Source organism: Kitasatospora cystarginea, from assembly GCF_039533515.1.
GTDB lineage: Bacteria > Actinomycetota > Actinomycetes > Streptomycetales > Streptomycetaceae > Kitasatospora > Kitasatospora cystarginea.
Window position 1 is genome coordinate 113774 of record NZ_BAAATR010000009.1, and the last position, 22093, is coordinate 135866.

General features: G+C 72.5%; 21 protein-coding genes. 13 read left to right on the top strand and 8 right to left on the bottom strand.

Going from position 1 to position 22093, the window contains the following annotated elements:
- Positions 1–187: 187 nt before the first annotated feature.
- Positions 188–730 (top strand): MarR family winged helix-turn-helix transcriptional regulator, encoded by a 543-nt coding sequence (locus tag ABD369_RS12915; protein ID WP_344636479.1) that lies wholly within the window; start codon positions 188–190, stop codon positions 728–730.
- 166 nt (positions 731–896) lie between these two features.
- Here ABD369_RS12915 and ABD369_RS12920 read toward each other — a convergent pair whose 3' ends face one another.
- The 5 genes from ABD369_RS12920 to ABD369_RS12940 all read right to left on the bottom strand — a co-directional run bounded on the left by ABD369_RS12920 (position 897) and on the right by ABD369_RS12940 (position 7692).
- Positions 897–1400: a methylated-DNA--[protein]-cysteine S-methyltransferase gene (locus tag ABD369_RS12920; RefSeq protein WP_344636480.1), complete on the bottom strand. Its 504-nt coding sequence runs from the start codon at positions 1398–1400 to the stop codon at positions 897–899.
- The gene (locus tag ABD369_RS12925) at positions 1397–3022 is read right to left on the bottom strand and encodes a DNA-3-methyladenine glycosylase 2 family protein (protein ID WP_344636481.1); all 1626 of its coding nucleotides are present in this window, start codon (positions 3020–3022) and stop codon (positions 1397–1399) included. The genes ABD369_RS12920 and ABD369_RS12925 overlap by 4 nt, the downstream gene beginning before the upstream one ends.
- 166 nt (positions 3023–3188) lie before the next feature.
- Complete coding sequence (gene rsgA, locus ABD369_RS12930; RefSeq protein ID WP_344636482.1) at positions 3189–4277, bottom strand: ribosome small subunit-dependent GTPase A; 1089 nt, start codon at positions 4275–4277, stop codon at positions 3189–3191.
- 482 nt (positions 4278–4759) lie between these two features.
- Positions 4760–6238 carry a glycosyltransferase family 39 protein gene (locus ABD369_RS12935; protein ID WP_344636483.1) on the bottom strand — a complete coding sequence of 493 codons (1479 nt, stop codon included), beginning with the start codon at positions 6236–6238 and terminating at the stop codon, positions 4760–4762.
- A gap of 197 nt (positions 6239–6435) precedes the next feature.
- On the bottom strand, positions 6436–7692 hold the full coding sequence (locus ABD369_RS12940; protein ID WP_344636484.1) for a YihY/virulence factor BrkB family protein: 1257 nt from the start codon (positions 7690–7692) through the stop codon (positions 6436–6438).
- A gap of 269 nt (positions 7693–7961) precedes the next feature.
- Here ABD369_RS12940 and ABD369_RS12945 point away from each other — a divergent pair, with 269 nt between their 5' ends.
- The 12 genes from ABD369_RS12945 (at position 7962) to ABD369_RS13000 (ending at position 18853) form a co-directional block, all read left to right on the top strand.
- Positions 7962–8045, top strand: a complete 84-nt coding sequence (locus ABD369_RS12945; protein ID WP_317634116.1) for a putative leader peptide — start codon at positions 7962–7964, stop codon at positions 8043–8045.
- 185 nt (positions 8046–8230) lie between these two features.
- The gene (locus tag ABD369_RS12950) at positions 8231–9955 is read left to right on the top strand and encodes a nitrite/sulfite reductase (protein ID WP_344636485.1); all 1725 of its coding nucleotides are present in this window, start codon (positions 8231–8233) and stop codon (positions 9953–9955) included.
- Complete coding sequence (locus tag ABD369_RS12955; protein WP_344636486.1) at positions 9952–10122, top strand: hypothetical protein; 171 nt, start codon at positions 9952–9954, stop codon at positions 10120–10122. Before ABD369_RS12950 ends, ABD369_RS12955 begins: the two co-directional genes overlap by 4 nt.
- On the top strand, positions 10112–10804 hold the full coding sequence (locus tag ABD369_RS12960) for a phosphoadenylyl-sulfate reductase (protein ID WP_344636487.1): 693 nt from the start codon (positions 10112–10114) through the stop codon (positions 10802–10804). The genes ABD369_RS12955 and ABD369_RS12960 overlap by 11 nt, the downstream gene beginning before the upstream one ends.
- Positions 10805–10859: 55 nt before the next feature.
- Positions 10860–11441 (top strand): adenylyl-sulfate kinase, encoded by a 582-nt coding sequence (cysC, locus tag ABD369_RS12965; RefSeq protein ID WP_344636558.1) that lies wholly within the window; start codon positions 10860–10862, stop codon positions 11439–11441.
- A 208-nt stretch (positions 11442–11649) separates the two neighbouring features.
- Complete coding sequence (gene cysD, locus ABD369_RS12970; protein ID WP_344636488.1) at positions 11650–12615, top strand: sulfate adenylyltransferase subunit CysD; 966 nt, start codon at positions 11650–11652, stop codon at positions 12613–12615.
- A 2-nt stretch (positions 12616–12617) separates the two neighbouring features.
- Positions 12618–13976 (top strand): sulfate adenylyltransferase subunit 1, encoded by a 1359-nt coding sequence (locus ABD369_RS12975; protein ID WP_344636489.1) that lies wholly within the window; start codon positions 12618–12620, stop codon positions 13974–13976.
- 212 nt (positions 13977–14188) lie between these two features.
- Complete coding sequence (locus tag ABD369_RS12980) at positions 14189–15337, top strand: aliphatic sulfonate ABC transporter substrate-binding protein (protein WP_344636490.1); 1149 nt, start codon at positions 14189–14191, stop codon at positions 15335–15337.
- A gap of 193 nt (positions 15338–15530) precedes the next feature.
- Complete coding sequence (locus tag ABD369_RS12985; protein WP_344636491.1) at positions 15531–16334, top strand: ABC transporter ATP-binding protein; 804 nt, start codon at positions 15531–15533, stop codon at positions 16332–16334.
- The gene (locus ABD369_RS12990) at positions 16321–17253 is read left to right on the top strand and encodes an ABC transporter permease (RefSeq protein ID WP_344636492.1); all 933 of its coding nucleotides are present in this window, start codon (positions 16321–16323) and stop codon (positions 17251–17253) included. The genes ABD369_RS12985 and ABD369_RS12990 overlap by 14 nt, the downstream gene beginning before the upstream one ends.
- 259 nt (positions 17254–17512) lie before the next feature.
- Positions 17513–18244: a sirohydrochlorin chelatase gene (locus ABD369_RS12995; protein WP_344636559.1), complete on the top strand. Its 732-nt coding sequence runs from the start codon at positions 17513–17515 to the stop codon at positions 18242–18244.
- A 69-nt stretch (positions 18245–18313) separates the two neighbouring features.
- The gene (locus tag ABD369_RS13000; protein ID WP_344636493.1) at positions 18314–18853 is read left to right on the top strand and encodes a hypothetical protein; all 540 of its coding nucleotides are present in this window, start codon (positions 18314–18316) and stop codon (positions 18851–18853) included.
- Between the two features lie 108 nt (positions 18854–18961).
- Here the strand turns inward: ABD369_RS13000 and ABD369_RS13005 are convergent, their stop codons facing one another.
- The 3 genes from ABD369_RS13005 to ABD369_RS13015 form a co-directional block, all read right to left on the bottom strand.
- Positions 18962–19546 (bottom strand): hypothetical protein, encoded by a 585-nt coding sequence (locus tag ABD369_RS13005; RefSeq protein ID WP_344636494.1) that lies wholly within the window; start codon positions 19544–19546, stop codon positions 18962–18964.
- Positions 19547–19711: 165 nt separating this feature from the next.
- Positions 19712–21403: a DEAD/DEAH box helicase gene (locus ABD369_RS13010; RefSeq protein ID WP_344636495.1), complete on the bottom strand. Its 1692-nt coding sequence runs from the start codon at positions 21401–21403 to the stop codon at positions 19712–19714.
- 236 nt (positions 21404–21639) lie between these two features.
- On the bottom strand, positions 21640–21846 hold the full coding sequence (locus ABD369_RS13015) for a cold-shock protein (protein WP_153460276.1): 207 nt from the start codon (positions 21844–21846) through the stop codon (positions 21640–21642).
- Positions 21847–22093 lie beyond the last annotated feature (247 nt).

Consider the following 22093-nt stretch of genomic DNA (forward strand, 5'->3'; position numbering starts at 1 on the left):
CGGTACCGTCCGGTCGGCGGCTGCGAGCGGCAGAACCAGGTGAGACAGGTGCTTCAAACTATGTCGGAGACAGAATCACTCGCTTGCAGATATTATCCCCTGACGACCATCTCGGCATGGGATGCAATCGTCGACAGAGCTGGTCGCGGGCCGAACCAGCGGCGTAAGAGGCGCTACGCTGTCCGCCATGCCATCGCTGCCCAACCCTTCTCCCACCTCCCCCGACCCCACCGACACCGGTGACGAGTCCGCGCTGGAGAAGGCCGTGGCGATCGAGCGCGCCCAGCGACTCACCGATGTGATCACCAGGCTGCGCCGCGCGCTGCGCAGCAGCATCCGCACCGAGTACCCGTGGGAATCGCTGCCGATGGCGCAGGTCGAACTGCTCCAGACGCTGGCCGCCGCACCGCTGCGGGTCGGCGAACTGGCCGCGCGCCAGCGGCTGGCCCCGAACACCGTCAGCGGGCTGGTCGGCAAGCTGCTGGAGGCCGGCTTCGTCGACCGGCAGGCCGACCCCGGCGACCGCCGCACCGCCCGGATCGCCCTGACCGAGGCCGGGCATCAACAGCTCAGGGACTGGCAGCGCGCTCACGAGCGCCGGATGGCCGACGCCCTGGAGAGCCTCTCGCCGGCCGATCGCGACGCCGTCATGCGCGCCCTCCCCGGCCTGGAACAGCTCGCCACCGCCCTGTCCGGCCCCGGCGCCCCCGAGGACCGCCCCGGTCTCTGAGCCTCCGCACGGAACGTCCCGGCAGGGGTACGAGGAACCGTGCGGCCAACCCTCCACCGAAGTGCTCGGCTTCTCGCGCAGTTCCCCGCGACCCCAAAGTGCCTCTCCCGGTTGGAAGTTCTCCCCTGGAGGCACCAGCCCCGCAGCCCTGACGGATGACCGGACGTCAGAAGAGCGTTCCGCTTTCGTGTTCCAACAGCCAGCGCTTCCGCTCGATCCCGGCGGCGAAGCCGGTGAGTGCGCCGTTGGCGCCCATCACCCGGTGGCACGGCCGGACCACGAGCAGCGGGTTGGCCCCCACCGCCCCGCCGACCGCTCGGACCGCACGCTGCGACTGCCCGGCCGCCGCCCCCAGTTCACCGTAGGTGACGGTGGTGCCGTACGGGATGTCCTCCAGGGCACGCCAGACCTGCTGGCGGAACTCGGTGCCGACCGGTGCCAGCGGCAGGTCGAAGACGGTGAGCTCACCGGCGAAGTAGGCGCTCAACTGCTCCACGGCCGGGGCCAGCGGCAGCGCGTCCGGTTCCCAGTCGGGGGCGGGCTCGGCGAGTGCCCCCTTCTGGCCGGGGGCGGTCACCGCGGTCAGCGCGGCCGGACCGTTGCCGTCCAGGACACCGCTCAGCAGCAGTACGCCCAGCGGGCTCTCCATGGTCGTGAACACCGTCGTCATGCCTGTTCACCCTTCGTACTGTTCGAAACACTGCTCGAAGTTCTCCGTTCCGCGTCCCCGGGCGCAGCCGAGGCCGTGGACCACAGTCGGTGGACCGCGTACGAGCGCCACGGTGCCCAGGCCTGCGCGGCCGCGGTGGCCGCCCCGGGGTCGCCCGACTGCCCGAGGCGGATCAGCCCGTGCCTGACCCCGGCGTCCGTGGGCAGGAAGACGTCCGGGTCGGCGAGGGCCCGCATCCGCAGGTAGCCGACCGTCCACGGGCCGATCCCGGGGAGGTCGAGCAGCGCTGCGGCGGCCTGTTCGCGGTCGACGCCACCGTCCAGCCGTACCGTGCCGCCCGCGAGCGCGCTGCACAGGCCGGTGAGTGCCCGACGGCGGGACTGCGGCATGGCCAGGTCGCCCGGCTCCGCCTCAGCCAGGGCGGCGGCGCTCGGGAAGAGCACCCGCAGCCCGCCGTCCGGCTCCGCCAGCGGCACGCCGTACCTGCCGGCGAGCCGTCCGGCCAGCGTACGCGCGGCGGCGACGGAGACCTGTTGGCCGAGCACCGCCCGGACCGCCAGTTCGTGCGGGTCCACATGGCCGGGCGAACGGAGGCCGGGGCGGGCCTGGACCAGAGGACCGAGCACCGGGTCGGCGCCGAGCCGGGCGTCCACGGCGTCCGGGTCGGCGTCCAGGTCGAAGAGCGCCCGCAGGCGGTGCACGGCGGTGGTGAGGTCGCGCAGGTCGGTCAGGCGCAGGCGGCAGTCGAGCCAGCCACGGCGCGGATCAGTGCCCGGGCCGAGGCCGTCCACCTCGGCGACGGCGTGGCCGTACGGGAGCGCCAGGGTGCGCCGGTAGGTGCGCACGCCGTTCCGTGCTCCGGCGGCCGGACCCGACGGCGCGTCGGCGCCCGGCCCGGCCTTGGCTCCTGCATCCGCCCCGGTCTGCACGCCGGGGACGACCTCCTCCACGCCGGGGACGGCGCGCAGGGCGAGGAAGTCGAGCAGGTGCTCACTGTCCAGGGCACCCCGGTAGGCGAGCCGGAGGCTGATCGTGCCGCCCCGGGCCGGCTTGCGGCGGCCGCCCGCCACCTCGGCGCGCAGACCGCTCGGGGTGCGGTCGTAGACCTCGCGGACCGTCTCGTTGAACTGCCGGACCGAGGCGAAGCCGGCCGCGAACGCGATTTCGGTGACCGGCAGTTCGGTGGTCTGGAGCAGCAGGCGGGCGGTCTGGGCGCGCTGCGCCCTGGCGAGTGCGAGCGGGCCGGCCCCGAGTTCGGCGGTCAGCTGGCGCTGCAACTGGCGTGAGCTGTAGCCGAGTCGGTCGGCGAGCCCGGCGACGCCCTCCCGGTCCACCACTCCGTCACCGATCAGTCGCATCGCGCGGCCCACCAGGTCCGCCCGGTGGTTCCACTCGGGCGACCCGGGGACGGAGTCCGGACGGCAGCGACGGCAGGCCCGGTAGCCGGCGCCCTGCGCGGCCGCCGCGGTGGGGAAGAAGGCGCAGTTCACCCGCTTCGGAGTCACCGCGGGGCAGCTCGGCCTGCAGTAGATGCCGGTGGTGCGGACGGCAGTGAAGAACACTCCGTCGAAACGGGCGTCCCTGCTGTCCACGGCTCGGTAGCGGGTGTCGTCGTCGATCACGCTGTCCAGTCTGCGTCACCGGAGAGGCATCGACTGGCGGAAATCGGACACGACCGTCAGCAGCACGGGAGTCGTGGGGCAGGCGCCGTGCGACGGCCGGTCGGAACGGGCGCCGTGCGGTCACCCCCGAGGTCGGGAGCGGCCGCACGGCGGTGGACGGCGACGGTCAGCGGCGGATCGGGCTGTTCGGCCCGCGCATGGTCTTGGTCATGGCCTTCCAGCGCTGCAACCGGGCGGCCGCCAGCCGGGCGTCGGTCCGGGAGGCGATCCACTCGTTCTCCCGCTGGAGCTTGAGGTAGCTCTCCCACCTGCGCTCCGAGAGCGTGCCGTTGGCGAGCGCGGCCCGCACGGCGCAGCCGGGTTCGGTGTTGTGGCCGCAGTCGTGGAAGCGGCAGTCCTCGGCCAGTTCCTCGATCTCGCCGAAGGCCTGCCGCAGGCCCTCGCCACCGAACAGGCCGACCTCGCGCAGCCCGGGGGTGTCGATGACCACGCCGCCGCCGGGCAGCGGGACCAGCTCCCGGGTGGTGGTGGTGTGGCGGCCCTTCCCGTCCCGGTCCCTGGTCCGCTGGACTGCCATGGTGTCCGTCCCGGTCAGGGCGTTGGTCAGGGTGGACTTGCCCGCTCCGGACTGGCCGATCAGCGCGGTCGAACCGCCGAGGCAGGCGCGCAGGACGTCGATCCCCTCGCCGGTCTCGGCACTGACCACCAGGACGGTCACTCCGGGCGCGATCTGTTCGACATCGGACCGGATGTACTCCGCGTCGTCCACCACGTCGGCCTTGGTGAGGACGACCAGCGGTTCGGCGCCGCTCTCCCAGGCCAGGGACAGGAAGCGCTCGATCCGGCCGAGGTCGGGTTCGGCGGCGAGCGACACCACGATCAGTACGGAGTCGATGTTGGCCGCCAGGACCTGCCCCTCCGAGCGTCCGCGGGCACCCTTGCGGACGATCGCGGTACGGCGCGGCAGCAGCGCCGCCAGGGTGGCCATCGGTTCGGCCGCCAGGTCGACGGCCGTCCAGTCACCGGTGCACGGGTTGTTCACCGGGTCGGGGTCGAGGACCCGCCGCGAGTCGGCCCGCACGGTCCGCAGCTCGCCCGACTCGGGGTCGGCGAGCACGACCTCGCACTGGCCGCGGTCCACCCGGGCGATACGCGCGGGGGTGAGTCCGGCCTCGGTGAGGGGAGTGAACTCGGCAGCCCACGCCTCGTCCCAGCCGAAGCCGGACAGCAGGGGGGCGACGGAGAAGTTGTTCAAGGGGGATGACCCTTCGGGAAAAGGGTGGCCCCGGCCGTGCGCGTTCGACGCTCGGGCGTCAGCGCATGGTTGTGAGAGGGGGTCGGCCGGAGACCACGGAGGTAGGAACGCCGGTCTTCTTGGCACGGGCAACGCGCCGGACAACGACAGCCACCACGGTCGCCACCTCCCTCGTCATCTCGACAGCCGACGGAACGGCCCCTGACGGACCGTTCCGAACAACGCCACCGTAGTTCGGGCCGCCCGTCGCCGCCACCGGTTATCGGCGGGGCACCACCACAGCCCGACCGCGGACCGCCCGTCGCTGCTCGGCCTGCGTCATCGATTCGCTCCCGGGCCATCGACGACCACCGACAGGGCTCTGGACGTAGCCGGCCCACCATGTCCAAGAGGCCACTCCCGACAGTGCTCGAGTGATCAACTCCGCTCGACAAGAGCTATTCTGACGTTCGGTCACACAACACCGGCCTTCATCGCGCAGGTCAGCCGCAGGCTCCCCGGACGGTGTAGAGGGTGACCGTGATGCCATGTATCGCCCGGGTGCGGCAGGGCGTGAACCTGGCTGCCAGCGCGGCGAGTTTGGCCTGGTCGCGCGCGGAGGCACCGGCCCGTGGGCGCGGGTCGGTGACCAGGACCACCCGGCGCTGGGCGGCCACGGCGGCACGGATCCGCTCGGGTCCGGTCTCCACGCCGTTGATGGTGCCGGAGTCCGCACCGGTCCGTGCCAGCGCCAGGTCGCGCAACCCGGCGAAGGCGGCCGGGTCGTAGAGCGCGGCCTCCCGGCGGGCGCCGGGGACGAAGAGCACCGCGTCTCCCGGACGGCCGAGGTCCCGTGCCGCGCGGGCCGCCGCCGCCACGTCGTTGGGCCTGCTCTGCGGGGTCCGCAGCCCGCGTTCCAGCGGAAGCGGCGCCAGGACCAGGACGGTCAGCGCCAACGAGGCGACCACCGGCCGTCCCGGGACGGGCCATTCGGTCAGCGCACGTGGCAGCCGGGCCCAGGCGCGGTCGAGGGCGAGACCGAGCAGCAGGGCGAGACCCGCGTAGCTGAAGACCACATAGCGGTCCACGTACAGCGGGTCGAGAAAGGAGACCAGGATCAGCGCCGCCGGGGGCAGGACCAGCAGGGGCAACGCCAACGCCCGGGCCCGGCACGGCGCGCCGGGAGCGGCGGGCTGCCGCAGGCAGGCGCAGAGCGCGCCGACGGCGCTGGTCAGGGCCGGCGCCCAGACGTCGGACCAGCCGGGCGTGGTGATCCACGCGACCTGGTCCGCCTGCGCCCGGCTGATCAGGCTCAACGGCAACACGCCCGCCAGCACGGCCGCGGCCGCCACGGCCCAGCCGGCCCACACCCGGCGACCGGCCCGGCCCCAGCAGAGCGTCAGCGCGTGGGCGGCCATCGCCAGTACCGCGAACTCGTGCAGCAGCGCTCCGATCAGCATCACCGCGCCGTACGCCGTCCAGGCCCGGGCCGTAGGGCGCTGCCAGGCGCGGACCAGCAGCAGGCTGCCGAGTACCACCGCCGCGCACACCGAGGCGTAGCTGCGGCCCTCCTGCGCGTACTGCTGGACGGCGGGCACCAGCGCGAAGACCAGCCCGGCCAGCAGTCCGGCACGGCGCCCGGCGAGCCGGCGACCGGTCTCGGCGAGTGCTCCGGCGGCGAGCGCCATCGCGAGCACCGATGGCAGGCGCAGGGCCGGCAGGCCGCCGTCCCATAACCGGAAGACGGTGTTCAGCAGCAGGTAGTGCAGCCCGTGCACCGCGTCGATCTCGTGCAGCAGCCGCCAGATCTCGGGCAGGCTGCGGTGGGCGACCTGGTAACTCACCACCTCGTCCCGCCAGATGCTCCCGCCCCGCTCGACGCCCCAGAACCCCAGCAGCAGGGTGAGCAGGGCCGGCGGGAGGAGGACGGGCCAGCCCCGCTCCGGCGTCGCCGTCTTGTCGGTGGTCACGATTCCGGTCACGGTCATCCAGTATGCGGACTGCCCTTCGAGCCCGAACCGGACTGCCGCTCTGGTTTGGTGATCGCCCGTCTGAGACGCGGCGTCCCGGCCGTCCGCCGGGTCGGCCGGGCGCCGGGTCGGCCGGGCGCCGGGTCGGCCGGGCGCCGGGTCGGCCGTCCGCCGGGTCGGCCGGGCGCCGAGCCGCGTACCCGGTCTCGCTACCGACCGGTCCAGGGCCCGTGGTGGGGGCCGCCCGAACGGCTGCCCGGGCGGTCGGAGTCGGGTGGGGGCGGGGGCTGGCGGCGGATGCCGCCGGCACGGAGGCGTCCGCGCAGGTCCTTGGGCGGCAGGATCTCCGCCCACCGTTCGGGGTACTCGGACGGGACGTCGATGTCGTCCTCCTCGTCCTCCAGGTCCTCCTCGTGGCCCTCGCCGAGCCCGAGCTCCCGCGCCAGCCGGGCCCGCTCCACCGCCCGCCGCGCGCTGACCTCGCGGAACGCCGCCGCTGCGGCCTCCTCGTCGGCCCGCTCGTTCTCGGCCCGCGCGTCGGCGGTCTCGACCGTGGGCCACCTGCGGTCTATCGCGGCGTTCATCGCGGCGCCGATCAGCACGGCCAGCGCGACCACGCCGATCCACAGCAGCACCGCCACCGGTGCGGCCAGCGACCCGTACACCGTGGGGCCCTCGACCGAGTGGATCAGGTATATCCGGAGCAGCACGCTGCAGACCACCAGCACGCCGAGGGCGACCAGCGCGCCGGGGATGTCCTCCCGCCAGGGGGTGCTGACCGGGACGGCCACGTGGTACAGCGTGGTGAGGAAGGCGACCAGCAGCAGGATGGTGGCGGGCCAGTACAGCGCGTTGATCACGCCCGCCGCCATGGGCAGCTCGTAGACGACCAGTCCCGGACCGGCGACCAGTAGCGGCAGCACCAGCGAGCCGATCACCAGGGCGCCGAGGTAGAGGCCGAGCGACATGAGCCGGGTCTTGACGATGCCGCGCTTCCCGTCGAGCCCGTACATCACGGTGATGGTGTCGATGAAGATGTACAGCGCGCGCGAGCCGGACCAGAGCGAGAACAGGAAGCCGATCGAGATGAGGTCGGGCCGGGCCCTGTCGAAGACCCCGGTCAACAGCGGCTGGACGATCTGGTTGATCGAGCTGGGCGAGAGCACCGTCCCGGCTGCCGTGACGATGTCCTGCTTGAGCTTGTCGATGGTGCCGGCGCCGAGGATCTCGTCGAGGTAGCCGAGGGTGCCGGCCAGACCGAGCAGCAGTGGCGGGATGGAGAGCAGGGTGAAGAACGCGGCCTCCGCGGCGAGTCCGGTGACCCGGTACTCGACACAGGTGTTGGTGGTGTCCTTGATGAGTGCCCAGAGTGTGGTCCGCCATGCCGCCCTGGCACGCCGACGCCTGCCGCGGCGTCGCGAAGGCCGGTCGGGCGTCGTCCTGGAGGTTTCCCCTGCTGGTTGCACTCCCCTACGGTAGCGGGCCCGGTACCCACCGCCGGTCCGAGCGGCGATGCGCCCGCGGACTCGCCGGCGGACGGCGCCGCCGGCGGCATCCCGTGCGACACGTATGAGGGGGAGCGATGGGGTGGCCGCGGACACACCGGTACGGAGCGACATCTGACGCAGCGGCTCCGGTCTGGACCCTCCCCACAGCGTCTCATGCAATGGAATGAATCAGTCCACTATTCGGATGTTAGTGGACCGCGGGTCGCCGGCCGTGCGAATCTCTTGCCATGCCTAGCGCCGGAGCCACCCTGGTAGGTCGACTGCACGTCGATCTCCTTCGCGTGTCCAGCGCCATCTGTCCGGTGACCTGAGCCCCACCCCCGCTGCCACCACCGCACCCGGCGCCACCACCTGCCATCCCCGCAGACGCGGACGAAACGGCGCCCTCCGGCCGAGGTCACCGCCTGCCTGCGTCTCTTGATATCCGCAGGTCAAAAGCGGTTTCGCGGCCGGGATTGCCAGCCCCGCCCCCAGCCTGCTGCCTAAGGACGACACCATGGCAACCACTCCCGAGACGGTCGAGCCCGCGGCCGAGAGCGCACCTGTTCGCCGCCCCGCCGCCGCCCGCAAGGTGACCCGCCACCGCGGCGAGGGCCAGTGGGGCATGGGCCACTTCACTCCGCTGAACGCCAACGAGCAGTTCAAGCGGGACGACGACGGTCTCAATGTACGGACACGTATTGAGACGATCTACGCGCACCAGGGCTTCGACTCCATCGACCCCGCCGACCTGCGCGGCCGGATGCGCTGGTGGGGCCTGTACACCCAGCGCAAGGAGGGAATCGACGGCGGCAAGACGGCCATCCTGGACCCGCACGAGCTGGACGCCGAGTACTTCATGCTGCGGGTGCGCATCGACGGCGGCCGACTGACCGTGGCACAGCTGAAGGCGATCGGCGAGGTCTCCGAGGAATACGGCCGCGGCACCGCCGACCTGACCGACCGGCAGAACGTCCAGTACCACTGGATCCGGATCGAGGACGTGCCGGCGATCTGGCGGAGGCTGGAGGCCGTCGGCCTGTCCACCACCGAGGCCTGCGGCGACACCCCGCGCGTCATCCTCGGCTCGCCGGTCGCCGGTGTCGCCGAGGACGAGATCATCGACGGCACGCCCGCCACCGACGAGATCCACCGCCGCTTCATCGGCAACCCCGAGTTCTCCAACCTGCCGCGCAAGTTCAAGAGCGCGATCTCCGGCTCGCCGCTGCTCGACGTGGCGCACGAGATCAACGACGTCGCCTTCGTCGGCGTGGTGCACCCCGAACACGGCCCGGGCTTCGACCTCTGGGTCGGCGGCGGGCTCTCCACCAACCCCAGGCTGGGCGTGCGGCTGGGTGCCTGGGTGCCGCTGGAGGAGGTCGCGGACGTCTTCGGTGGCGTGATCGGCATCTTCCGCGACTACGGCTACCGCCGGCTGCGCAACCGCGCCCGGCTCAAGTTCCTGGTCGCCGACTGGGGCGCCACGAGGTTCCGTCAGGTACTGGAGGACGAGTACCTGCGCCACCGGCTGATCGACGGCCCCGCGCCGGAGGAGCCCAGCGGCCGCTGGCGCGACCACGTGGGCGTGCACCGGCAGAAGGACGGGAAGTTCTACGTCGGCTTCGCCCCGCGCGTCGGCCGGGTCAACGGCAAGCTGCTCTCGCAGATCGCCGACCTGGCCGCCGAGCACGGCTCCGACCGGCTGCGCACCACCGCCGAGCAGAAGATGCTGATCCTCGACATCGCCGAGGACCGGGTCGAGTCGCTGGTGGCCGGGCTGGAGGCACTGGACCTGCGGGTCACCCCGTCCCCGTTCCGCCGCGGCACCATGGCCTGCACCGGCATCGAGTACTGCAAGCTCGCCATCGTCGAGACCAAGGAGCGCGGCCGCACCCTGATCGACGAACTGGAGCGGCGCCTGCCGGAGTTCGACGAGCCGCTGACCATCAACATCAACGGTTGCCCGAACGCCTGCGCCCGGATCCAGGTCGCGGACATCGGCCTCAAGGGCCAGCTGGTGACGGACGAGAACGGCGAGCAGGTCGAGGGCTACCAGGTGCACCTCGGCGGCGCGCTCGGCCTCCAGGCCGGGTTCGGCCGCAAGGTCCGCGGACTCAAGGTCACCAAGGACGGCCTGCCCGACTACGTCGAGCGGCTGCTGACCCGCTACCGGGCCGAGCGCCGCGAGGGCGAGCGGTTCGCCCAGTGGACCGCCCGCGCCGACGAGGAGGCGCTGTCGTGAGCGAGCGCGCGGCGCCGTTCTACTGCCCGTACTGCGGGGACGAGGACCTGCGTCCGTCCGAGACCGGCCACGGCGCCTGGGAGTGCGCGGCCTGTCGCCGGGCCTTCCAACTGAAGTTCCTGGGACTGCTGTCGACTGCCGACGGGAGCAAGGCACATGAGCACTGATCTGGAGGAGCTCGCGAACCGGACCGGCCGCGAGCTGGAGGACGCCACCCCGCAGGAGATCCTGCGCTGGGCCGCCGACACCTTCGGCAAGCGGTTCTGCGTCACCTCCTCGATGGCGGACGCCGTCGTCGCCCACCTGGCCTCGACCGTGTTCCCCGGCGTGGACGTGGTGTTCCTGGACACCGGCTACCACTTCGCCGAGACCATCGGCACCCGGGACGCGGTGGAGGCGACAATGCCGGTCACCGTCATCACGCTCACCCCGAAGCTCACCGTGGCCGAGCAGGACGCCCGGTACGGTCCCGCACTGCACGACCGCGACCCGGACCTGTGCTGCTCGCTGCGGAAGGTCGAGCCGCTGGGCCGCGGCCTCGGCGCGTACGACGCCTGGGCGACCGGCCTGCGCCGCGACGAGTCGCCGACCCGCGCGGGCACCCCGGTGGTGTCCTGGGACGCCAAGCGCCGCAAGGTGAAGATCGCGCCGATCGCCCGCTGGACCCAGGACGACGTGGACGCCTACGTCAACACCAACGGAGTCCTGCTCAACCCGCTGCTGTGGGAGGGCTACACCTCCATCGGATGCTCGCCGCTCTCCTGCACCGCCAAGCCCACCCAGGGCGAGTCGGGCCGGGCCGGCCGGTGGGCCGGCTCGGGCAAGACCGAGTGCGGCATCCACTCCTGACAATGCGTCAAATCCACTACCCGGAAAGGACATCACCGTGACGACAGCCAACACCTTGGCCGCCCGGGGAGCCGCAGAGGCGGCCCCCGCGGCCGCCCCCTGCGAGCGCGGCGCCACCGTGTGGCTGACCGGGCTGCCCAGCGCGGGCAAGACCACCCTCGCCTTCGCCCTCGCCGAGCGACTGCGCGCCGGAGGCCACCGGGTCGAGGTCCTGGACGGTGACGAGATCCGCGAGTTCCTCTCCAAAGGACTGGGCTTCAGCCGGGAGGACCGGCACACCAACGTGACCCGGATCGGCTTCGTGGCCCAGAAGTTGGCCGCCAACGGCGTCAAGGTGCTCGCACCGGTGATCGCGCCCTACGCCGACGCGCGTGCCGCCGTCCGCGAGCGCCACGCCGCCAACGGCACGGAGTTCCTGGAGATCCACGTCGCCACCCCCGTCGAGCTCTGCTCCGAGCGCGACGTCAAGGGCCTGTACGCCAAGCAGGCCGCTGGCGAGCTGTCCGGCCTCACCGGTGTGGACGACCCGTACGAGACCCCGGACGACCCGGAGCTGCGGATTCACACGCAGGGCCGTTCGGTGGCCGAGTCCGCCGCCGAGCTGCACCAATTCCTGACCGAGAGGGGCCTGGCTTGATCCCCACCTTGACCCCGAAGGGCCAGAGCCTCCTCCGGTCGCCCGGCGGACCTTCCCGCTTCACGGCCGGCAGCCTCCGGAGCGAACCCGAGACGAGGTCCCACACCAGCTCCGAAGGCATCACTTCCCGCCGACCCGGCGGCAGGTCCAGCCGACCGACTGGACCTGCAGAGTTCATCACCGTTCAGCAGAGCGTTAGGAGTCTCGCATGACGACGGCGACCCGGAGCCTGGTGGACACCACCGAGAACCCTCCCCCAGCCTCCGGCCGGGGGTACCCCCACGCGCTGTCGCACCTGGACGCGCTGGAGGCGGAGTCGGTGCACATCTTCCGCGAGGTGGCGGGGGAGTTCGAGCGGCCGGTGATCCTGTTCTCGGGCGGCAAGGACTCGATCGTCATGCTGCATCTGGCGCTGAAAGCCTTCGCGCCGGCGTCGATACCGTTCTCGCTGCTGCACGTGGACACCGGGCACAACTTCCCCGAGGTCATCGCCTACCGCGACCGGGCCGTCGCCGAGCACAACCTGCGGCTGCACGTCGCCTCCGTCCAGGACTTCATCGACCGCGGCCTGCTGCGCGAACGCCCGGACGGCACCCGCAACCCGCTGCAGACCGTTCCGCTGCTGGACGCCATCGAGAAGAACCGTTTCGACGCGGTCTTCGGCGGGGGCCGCCGCGACGAGGAGAAGGCCCGCGCCAAGGAACGGGTCTTCTCGCTGCGCGATGAGTTCGGCGCCTGGGACCCGCGCCGTCAGCGCCCCGAGCTGTGGTCGCTCTACAACGGCCGCCACGCTCCCGGCGAGCACGTGCGCGTCTTCCCGCTCTCCAACTGGACCGAGCTGGACGTCTGGCAGTACATCGAGCGCGAGAACATCGACCTCCCGGAGATCTACTACGCCCACGAGCGCGAGGTGTTCGCGCGGGGCGGCATGTGGCTCACCGCCGGCGAGTGGGGCGGCCCCAAGGAACACGAGACGCCTCAACGGCGGCTGATCCGCTACCGCACCGTCGGCGACATGTCCTGCACCGGCGCCGTCGACTCCGACGCCACCGACATCCAGGCCGTCATCGCCGAGATCGCCGCCAGCCGCCTCACCGAACGCGGCGCCACCCGGGCCGACGACAAGCTCTCCGAGGCCGCCATGGAAGACCGCAAGCGCGAGGGGTACTTCTAGACATGACCACCGCCCCCCTGATCGATGGAAGCGGCGCCACCTCGCTGCTGCGCTTCGCCACCGCCGGCTCCGTCGACGACGGCAAGTCCACCCTGGTCGGCCGCCTGCTGCACGACTCCAAGTCCGTGCTCGCCGACCAGTTGGAGGCCGTCGAACGCGCCTCCCAAAAGCGCGGCCAGGACACGCCCGACCTCGCGCTGCTCACCGACGGCCTGCGCGCCGAGCGCGAGCAGGGCATCACCATCGACGTCGCCTACCGCTACTTCGCCACCCCCAGGCGCCGGTTCATCCTCGCCGACACCCCCGGCCACGTGCAGTACACCCGCAACATGGTCACCGGCGCCTCCACCGCCGAACTGGCCGTGGTGCTGGTCGACGCCCGCCACGGCGTGGTCGAGCAGACCCGCCGCCACGCCGCCGTCGCCGCCCTGCTGCGCGTCCCGCACGTGGTGCTGGCGGTCAACAAGATGGACCTGGTCGACTACGCCGAGCCCGTCTTCGCCGCCATCGCCGAGGAGTTCACCTCCTACGCGGCCTCGCTCGGCGTCAAGGACATCGTCGCCGTCCCGATCTCCGCACTGGCCGGAGACAACGTGGTCGAGCCGTCCGCCCGCATGGACTGGTACGGCGGCCCGACCCTGCTGGAACACCTGGAGACCGTCCCGGTCGGCACCGACCCGAGCCTGGAGCCGACCCGTCTCCCCGTCCAGTACGTGATCCGACCCCAGCGGGGACAGGGGGTGAGCGCGGAGTACCACGACTACCGCGGCTACGCCGGGCAGTTGGCGTCCGGCGTGCTGCGGGTCGGCGACACCGTCACCGTCCTGCCCTCCGGCCACACCACCACCGTCACGGCCATCGACGCCCTCGGTGCGCAGACGGACATCGCCTGGGCCCCCCGGTCGGTCACCGTCCGCCTCGCCGACGACATCGACATCTCCCGCGGCGACCTGATCGCGGCAGGCCGGGCTCCCGTGCCCACCAAGGACATCGAGGCCACCGTCTGCCACCTGGGCGAGCGCCCGCTGCGCGCCGGGGACAAGGTGCTGCTCAAGCACACCACCCGGACCGTGCGCGCGCTCGTCAAGGACATCTCGTACCGCATCGACATCACTGCGCCGATCAGCGAAGGGGGCCTCGAACAGCGGTCCGGTGCCGAGGGGTTGAACGTCAACGACATCGGCCACGTGACGCTCCGCACCGCCGAGCCGCTGGCGCTGGACGAGTACGCGGACAACCGCCGCACCGGCTCGTTCCTGCTGATCGACCCGGCCGACGGCACCACCCTCACCGCCGGCATGGCGGGCGAGGCCTTCGAGACCGTACGCGCCACCGAACCCGTTGAGGAGGACTGGGTCTGATGCCCAGCGAGGCGTTCTCGGGCATGGACAAGGAAGGCGGCCGCATCGGCGGAGGGACCCTCGGCAGCGGCCAGGGCGGTCTGAACCGATGTGCGGGCGGACACGGGCGCTGAGCCCGCGCCACCGGGCTGTCCCTTCACCGACCGCCCGGCCTGTCCGGCACCCCGACCCGGCCGCACACCACCCCGACCTCCACGAACAGGACGACTCCCATGGCACCGAACCCGGCGATCCCGCATGCCCGCAAGCGCCCCGGCCCCGGCCGGATCAGACGGTCCGCCACCGCCGCCGTGGCGGGCCTGACCGCCGTCCTCCTGCTCTCGGCCTGCGGCTACGGCTCCAAGGCGGCCGACTCCGCCCCCAGCGCGGCCCCGGCCGCCTCCTCGGGCTCGAAGCTCTCCGCCGACACCGTGAAGATCGGCTACTTCCCGAACCTGACCCACGGCACCGCCCTGGTCGGCCTGGGGGACGGCTTCTTCCAGAAGGAGCTGGGCGCGACCCGGATCAGGACCCAGACCTTCAACGCCGGTCCGGCCGAGATCGAGGCGCTGAACGCCGGTTCCATCGACATCGGCTGGATCGGCCCCTCCCCCGCGGTCAACGGTTACACCAAGTCGAACGGACAGTCGCTGCGCATCATCGGCGGCTCCGCATCCGGCGGCGTCAGGCTGGTGGTCAACCCCGACCGGATCAAGTCACCGGACGACCTCAGGGGCAAGAGGATCGCCACCCCGCAGCTGGGCAACACCCAGGACGTCGCGCTGCTCGACTACCTGGCCGACAAGGGCTACCGGGTCGATCCGCAGACCGGCGGCGGGGACGTCTCGGTGGTCCGCACCGACAACAAGGTCACCCCCGACGCCTACAAGTCCGGTTCCCTCGACGGCGCCTGGGTGCCCGAACCGACCGCCTCCAAGCTGGTCACCCTCGGCGCCAGGGAACTCCTCGACGAGAAGTCCCTGTGGCCCGACGGCAAGTTCGTGATCACCAACATCATCGTCTCGCAGAAGTTCCTCAAGGAGCACCCGGACGTGGTCGAGGCCGTACTGCGCGGCTCGGTGAACGCCAACGCCTACATCAAGGCCAACCCGGACCAGGCCAAGGCCGACGCCAACGCCCGGCTCAAGGCCGACAGCGGCAGCGCGCTGGACGCGGCGGTCCTCGACCCGGCCTGGCAGGACATCGACTTCATCGACGACCCGCTGGCCGCCACCCTGCAGACCGAGGCCGACCACGCGGTGACCGCCGGACTGCTCAAGAAGCCTGACCTGGCCGGGATCTACGACCTGACCCTGCTCAACAAGGTGCTCCAGGCCAAGGGCCGGCCCGCCGTCGCGGACGCCGGACTCGGCGCCAAGTAGCCGCCCTGCACAGCTCCGTGGCCCGCCCCGCTCCGTCCCCGTCGATGCCCAGTCACCGGACGGAGCGGGGCCGGCCCCGGCCCGAGCCTCCGCCCACCCCGTCCCTCCCTCCTCGCCCGCCACCGGGCGGGGGTACCCCCGGCCGAAGGCTGGGGGCGAGGGGCCCCGACCACTCACGCAGGAGGTGCCCGGCATGCCCCCGGCACTGACCACCTCGCAGGCCGCCACCGGAAGTGAGCCCGACGGCCACGCCCCCGCCATCCGGCTCTCCCACGTCCACAAGACCTACGGCCGCCCCGGCACCGCCGCCCCCGTCCTCGACGACATCTCCCTCGACGTCGCGCCCGGCGAGTTCGTCACCCTGCTCGGCGCCTCCGGCTGCGGCAAGTCCACCCTGCTCAACCTGATCGCCGGACTCGACCGGCCCACCACCGGCACCATCGAAGTCCCCAGCGGCCGCCCCGCCCTGATGTTCCAGGAACACGCCCTCTTCCCCTGGCTGACAGCAGGCCGCAACATCGAACTCGCCCTCCGCCTGGCCGGCATCCCCCGCCCCGAACGCCGTCCCGAAGCCGAGCGCCTGCTCGAACTCGTCCGCCTCTCCGGCTCCTACGGCAAACGGGTGCACGAACTCTCCGGCGGCATGCGCCAGCGCGTCGCCCTAGCCCGCGCCCTCGCCCAGGGCAGCCGCGTCCTGCTGATGGACGAACCGTTCGCCGCCCTGGACGCCATCACCCGCGACGTCCTGCACGACGAGATCACCCGGATCTGGGCCGAACGAGAGCTCACCGTCCTGTTCGTCACCCACAACGTCCGCGAGGCCGTCCGACTCGCCCAGCGCGTCGTCCTGCTCTCCTCCCGCCCCGGCCGAGTACGCCGCCAATGGCACATCGACCTGCCCCAGCCGCGCCGCATCGAGGACACCGGCGTCGCGGACCTGTCCATCGAGATCACCGAAGAACTGCGTGGGGAGATCCGCCGCCATGGCAAGCACTGACACCGCACCCGTGCAGACCCAGCGCCCCACAGCCGACAACACCCCGGCCAAGGACAGCCCGGTCAGCACCGAGGACCTCGGCGCCGGCCTGGACGCACTGGACAGCGTCACCATCCAGCACGCCCCGATCACCCGGACCCTGCGGGAAAAGGTCCTCCCCCCGGTGATCGCCATCGCGCTGGTACTCGGCCTGTGGCAGCTCGCCTTCACCCTGCACCTCACCGACACCTACAAACTGCCCAGCCCCGCCATGGTCTGGCACTCACTCACCGACCTCTGGTACGCCGGAACGCTCTTCTCCATCATCTGGACCAGCCTCTGGCGCGGCATCTCCGGCTTCCTCGCCGCCGTCGCCATCGGCACCCCGATCGGACTCCTGGTCGCCCGGACCAGGCCCGTACGCGCCGCGATCGGCCCGATCCTCTCCGGCCTCCAGTCCCTGCCCTCGGTCGCCTGGGTACCCGCCGCCGTCATCTGGCTCGGCATCAACGACTCCGCGATGTACGCCGTGATCCTCCTCGGCGCCGTCCCCTCCATCGCCAACGGCCTCGTCTCCGGCATCGACCAAGTCCCCCCGCTGTTCCTGCGGGCCGGCCGCACCATGGGCGCCACCGGCCTGACCGGCGCCCGCCACGTCCTGCTACCCGCTGCCCTCCCCGGCTACCTCGCCGGCCTCAAACAGGGCTGGGCCTTCTCCTGGCGCTCCCTGATGGCCGCCGAACTCATCGCCTCCTCCCCCGACCTCGGCCTGGGCCTGGGCCGCTACCTGGAGAACCGCCGTGAGGACATCGACATGCCCGGCGTCCTCCTCGGCATCATCCTCATCCTCACCGTCGGCATCGCCATCGACCTACTCGTCTTCTCCCCGATCGAACGCACCGTGCTCCGCAGCCGCGGCCTGCTGACCACCAACCGCTGACGCCGGACCACCCGACCTTCCGCCGCCGACGCCCGATCGCACCGAGGGGCCGCACATGTCCACGAGCAGACCGCCCGCCTCCGCCCCGGCCCGCCTCACCACCGGCCCCGGGACGGCGGCGGCCTGCCCGGCGCCGTCCGACCCCTCGGCCAGGTCCGCCGGAGGCCCCCTGCGCCGCGTCCGCGCCCACGCAGGGCCCCGCCCACTCCCGGTCTCAACGCCAACTCCCCTTCCCCGTACGGCACTCCCGGCTCCCACCCTGCTACTGATCGCCCATGGCAGCCGTGACCCCCGGCACGCCGCCACCGTGGACGCCCTGGTCGAACGGCTGCGCCTGCTGCGCCCCCGACTGGAGATCGCCACCGCCTACCTGGACCACTGCGCCCCGCGCATCCCCCAGGTGCTCGGGCGGCTGGACGGCACCCCCGCGGTCGCCGTACCACTGCTGCTCAACCGGGCCTTCCACGCCAAGAGCGACATCCCGGCGGCCCTGCGCGAGGCCGGTGCCGTGCTGCCGCTGGCCGAGGTCCTCGGTCCGTCCCCACTGCTCCTCGCCGCCCTCGACCGCCGCCTGGCCGAGGCCGGTCTCGACGTGCGCTCCGCCGCCGTGCGCGCCCGCACCGGCGTGGTCCTGTCCGCCGCCGGGTCCTGTGACCCGGCCGCCGACGCCGCCACCCGGGCACTCGCCGCCGACTGGCGGCGCACCCGGGGCTGGGCCGCCGTCGAGGTCGCCTACGCCTCGGCCGGCGGTCCGCGCGTTCCCGAGGCCGTCGCCGCACTGCGCGCCTCGGGCGTCACCCAAGTCGCCGTCGCTCCCTACCTGTTGGCGCCCGGCCTGCTCCCCGACCGCATCACCGCGGCCGCCGCCGAGGCCGGTGCCGACCTGACCGCCCCCGTCCTAGGAGCCGCGCCGGAACTCGCCCGCCTCCTCCTGCACCGGTACGACCGGGCACACCGGGCGGCTGACCGGACCACCGCCCTGATCGCCTGAACGGCTTGCCGTCCCCGTGCCGACCCGACGTTTTTTGCGCTGCGATCCGGCTCGGTGAGACTGTGCGACGTGACATCCAATCAGACAGGCCCGCTCATCGGCGGCACATTCGGGCTGATCTTCATCCAGGCGAACGCCGGTGACCTCCCGTCAGCCATCGCCATCCCCCTACGGGCGCTCGGGGCAGCCGCGTTCCTCGGACTGCTCGCCGCACTGCGCAGGGCCCCCGCGCCCCGGACCACCGGGACGCCGCAGCGCACCTTCGGACGCGGCTACTGGCTCGTGGTGGCCGCCGAGGTGATCGCCGCAGCGGCCGGCTTCTTCGTCATCATTTCAGTGCTGCACGCCCCGCACGCGACGGTCGGCTGGATCGCCCTCGTGGTCGGCGTGCACTTCTTCGGCCTCGCGGCCGTCTGGCGGATGGCCGCCCTGCGCCTGCTGGCCGCGGGGATGTCCCTGTGCGGCGCCGCCGGTCTGGTCCTGGCCGCCTGCGGCTCCTCCCCCGCCGTCATCGCAGCGGTCGCGGGCATCGCCCCGGGCGCCCTGCTGCTCGCCTCCGTCTGGCGGAGTGCCCTCGCCAAGCCGGCGCTCCAGGACACCCCCGCCTGATCCAGGACACCCCGCGCACCGAGCCGTTGGCGCCGGGTGCAGCCCACCTCACCGGACCGGGCTGGCCCGGCCTCGACCGTCAGTGCGCGCCGCCGGACCGCCGTCACTTCAGGCCGGCGGCCATCCGTCCAGGGCTGCCGACAGTCGGTCGCGAGTCCAGTCGTCCCGGCAGGCCGCCTGCGCCGCCCGCAGGCCCGCCTCGAAGCGTGAGGCCAGGTCGGACAGCGCGGCCCGGGCCGCGAGGCTCCGCGGAGTCGGCCGGCCGGCCCGGAAGTCCTCCTCGCCCGCGTAGTCGAGCGGTGCCAGCACCCACGGCCAGGCGCCCGCCGCGCAGACCTGCTGGTACGGGTCGCCGTCCTCGACCGCCCGGACCAGGCTCTCCTGCACCCGCCGGCGCCCGACCGACTCGACCAGCACGGCGGCCAGCGAACGCGGCGAGCTCCGGTCGTCGTCACTCACCAGCGCCCGGAGCACGAGCTCGTAGTGGCGCTCGACCAGTGCCCGCCGCCCGGTCAGCTCCCGGACGGCCGACTGCCGCTTGTGCCCGATCCGGTGATACTGCGGAAAGTACGGCTCCCGCTGGGCGAACGCCGCCACCCTCGGGTCGTCCGGCTCCGTCCACTCGACCCCGAGGGACCGCAACAGCTCGTCCAGGCAGCCCTCCTGCCGGGCCAGCCGCGCGCCGAGTTCCATCCGTCCCCATCCGTCGAAGAGATCGCACCCGAGCTCCACGGGCCGGCCGTCGGGACCGCCGGGGTCCGCGCCCGGCCCGCCGGGCCGCAACAGGATCCCGGCATCGGGCGGTTCGGGCGGCCACCGGACGATCGGCGGCCGCCCCAGCCGTGTTGACGCGGTGCGTCAGTCCGCCTTGCGGCGCTGGCGGCCGGTGCCGTAGTTGGAGCCGCTCTTGGCGCCCGAGCCGGGCTTGGGGCGGCCCGAGGCCTTGCCGATGAAGCCGGCGGCCATCCGGCGGCCACCGCCCTCGCCGGTGCCCGAACCGGCGGCGCCGAAGCGCTGCTTGGGGCGCGGCCGCTTGGCGTTGCCGCTGGCGTCCACGTCGGCGGGCAGGCCGGAGCGGCGGGGCGGGCGGCGGCGGGCGGGCGCCGCACCGGAGGGTGCGGCCGGAGCGGCGGCCGGCGCGGGCTGGACCACGGCCGGGATCGGGAGGACGGCGACACCGCTGGGGGTGCGGGCACCGGTGATCCGGGCCAGTTCGGCGTCGGTGGGACGGACCTTGGTGACGGTGGGCCGGATGCCCGCGGTGGACATCAGGCGGTTGACCTCGCGGCGCTGCTCGGGCAGCACCAGGGTGACCACGGTGCCGGACTCGCCGGCCCGCGCGGTGCGGCCACCGCGGTGCAGGTAGTCCTTGTGGTCGATCGGCGGGTCGACGTTGACGACCAGGTCGAGGCCGTCGATGTGGATGCCCCGGGCGGCGACGTTGGTGGCGATCAGCGCGGTGACCTGGCCGTCGCGGAACTGGTCCAGGGTGCGGTTGCGCTGCGGCTGGGACTTGCCGCCGTGCAGCGCGGCGGCCTGCACACCGTTGGCCCGCAGCTGCTTGGCCAGCCGGTCGGCGCCGTGCTTGGTGTGCACGAACATGATGACGCGTCCCTCGCGGGCGGCGATCCGCGCGGTGGCCTCGGCCTTGTCGGCCGGGTCCAGCTGGATCAGGTGGTGGTCCATGGTGGTCACCGCGCCGGCCGACGGATCCACCGAATGGGTGACCGGGTCGGCCAGGAAACGGCGCACCAGGCGGTCGATGTTGCGGTCCAGGGTGGCAGAGAACAGCATCCGCTGCCCACCCTCGGCGACCTGCTCCAGCAGCTTGGTGACCTGCGGCAGGAAGCCCATGTCGGCCATCTGGTCGGCCTCGTCCAGGACGGTGACGGTGACCTGGTCGAGCTGGACGTCCTGCCGGTTGATCAGGTCGTCCAGTCGCCCGGGGGTGGCGACCAGGACCTCGGTGCCGCGCCGCACCGCATTGGACTGCTTGTTGATCGACATGCCGCCGACCACGGTGGTGATCCGCAGGTTGACCGCGTTGGCGTACGGGGTGAGGGCCTCGGTGACCTGCTGGGCCAGCTCACGGGTGGGCACCAGGACCAGGGCCAGCGGGCGGCGGGCCGAGGCGCGCTGCCCGGCGGTACGGGCCAGCAGCGGCAGGCCGAAGGCCAGGGTCTTGCCGGAGCCGGTCCGGCCCCGGCCGAGCACGTCGCGCCCGGCGAGCGAGTCGGGCAGGGTGGCGGCCTGGATCGGGAAGGGCTCGGTGACGCCCTCCTTGGTGAGCGCGGACACCAGTGCCTTCGGCATGTCCAGCTCGGCGAAGCTCTCGGCGGCCGGGCGGGCGGGGGTGCCCTCGATGACGGTGAAGTCCTCGGCGACCTGCGGCGCGGCGGTACGGGCCCGCGGAGCCCGGCGCGGCCCGGACGAGCCGCGGCCGGCCGATCGGGTGCGGTCGGCGCCGGAGCGCTCGGCGCCGCGGGTGCGGTCGGTGGCTCGCTGGCGGTCCGTGGCACGGTTGCGCGGCGGGCGGGCAGGGGTGGTCATGGGTTCTCCAGTCCTGTTCGGCCGATGGCCGCGGGTACCGCGTGATGATCGCAGAGGATCGCGGATGCCGTGGCGGCAGGCCATGGGTCGTCGCCCCCGGCCGGAGGCTGGGGGGGTGGGTCGGCCGTCAGGGTGTGGAGGTGCGCCGCCCCGGCCGTTCGGCGGCATGGGCGAGGGCCCGCACCTTGCGGTGCGGGCCCTCGCTTCGCGACTCAGACTGTCGGCAAGTGCCGAAGTCAGCCGATGACGCGGATGTTCTCGGCCTGCGGGCCCTTCTGGCCCTGGGTCACGTCGAACTCGACCTGCTGACCCTCGAGCAGCTCACGGAAGCCCTGGGCAGCGATGTTCGAGTAGTGGGCGAAGACGTCCGGGCCGCCCTCGGCCTGCTCGATGAAGCCGAAGCCCTTCTCGCTGTTGAACCACTTCACGGTGCCGGTAGCCATAACCGTCTCCTCTTTCTGGGGCATCGGGACACGCACCTCGCGAGCCCCGGGTCGCCGCGATCCCCATCCGGAGACAAAACACCGGACAAAACAAATGCGCCTGTTGGTTGGTACCAGCAGGCGCACACAAACGTTCATGGGAACCAAAACTGCAACTGCCTCGACTGTAGCACGGCGGGCCGTCAACTGATCGGAAAAGTTTCCCTCGCCACAGTGCCAGTGCACCGGGTTTACCTGCACGGATGAG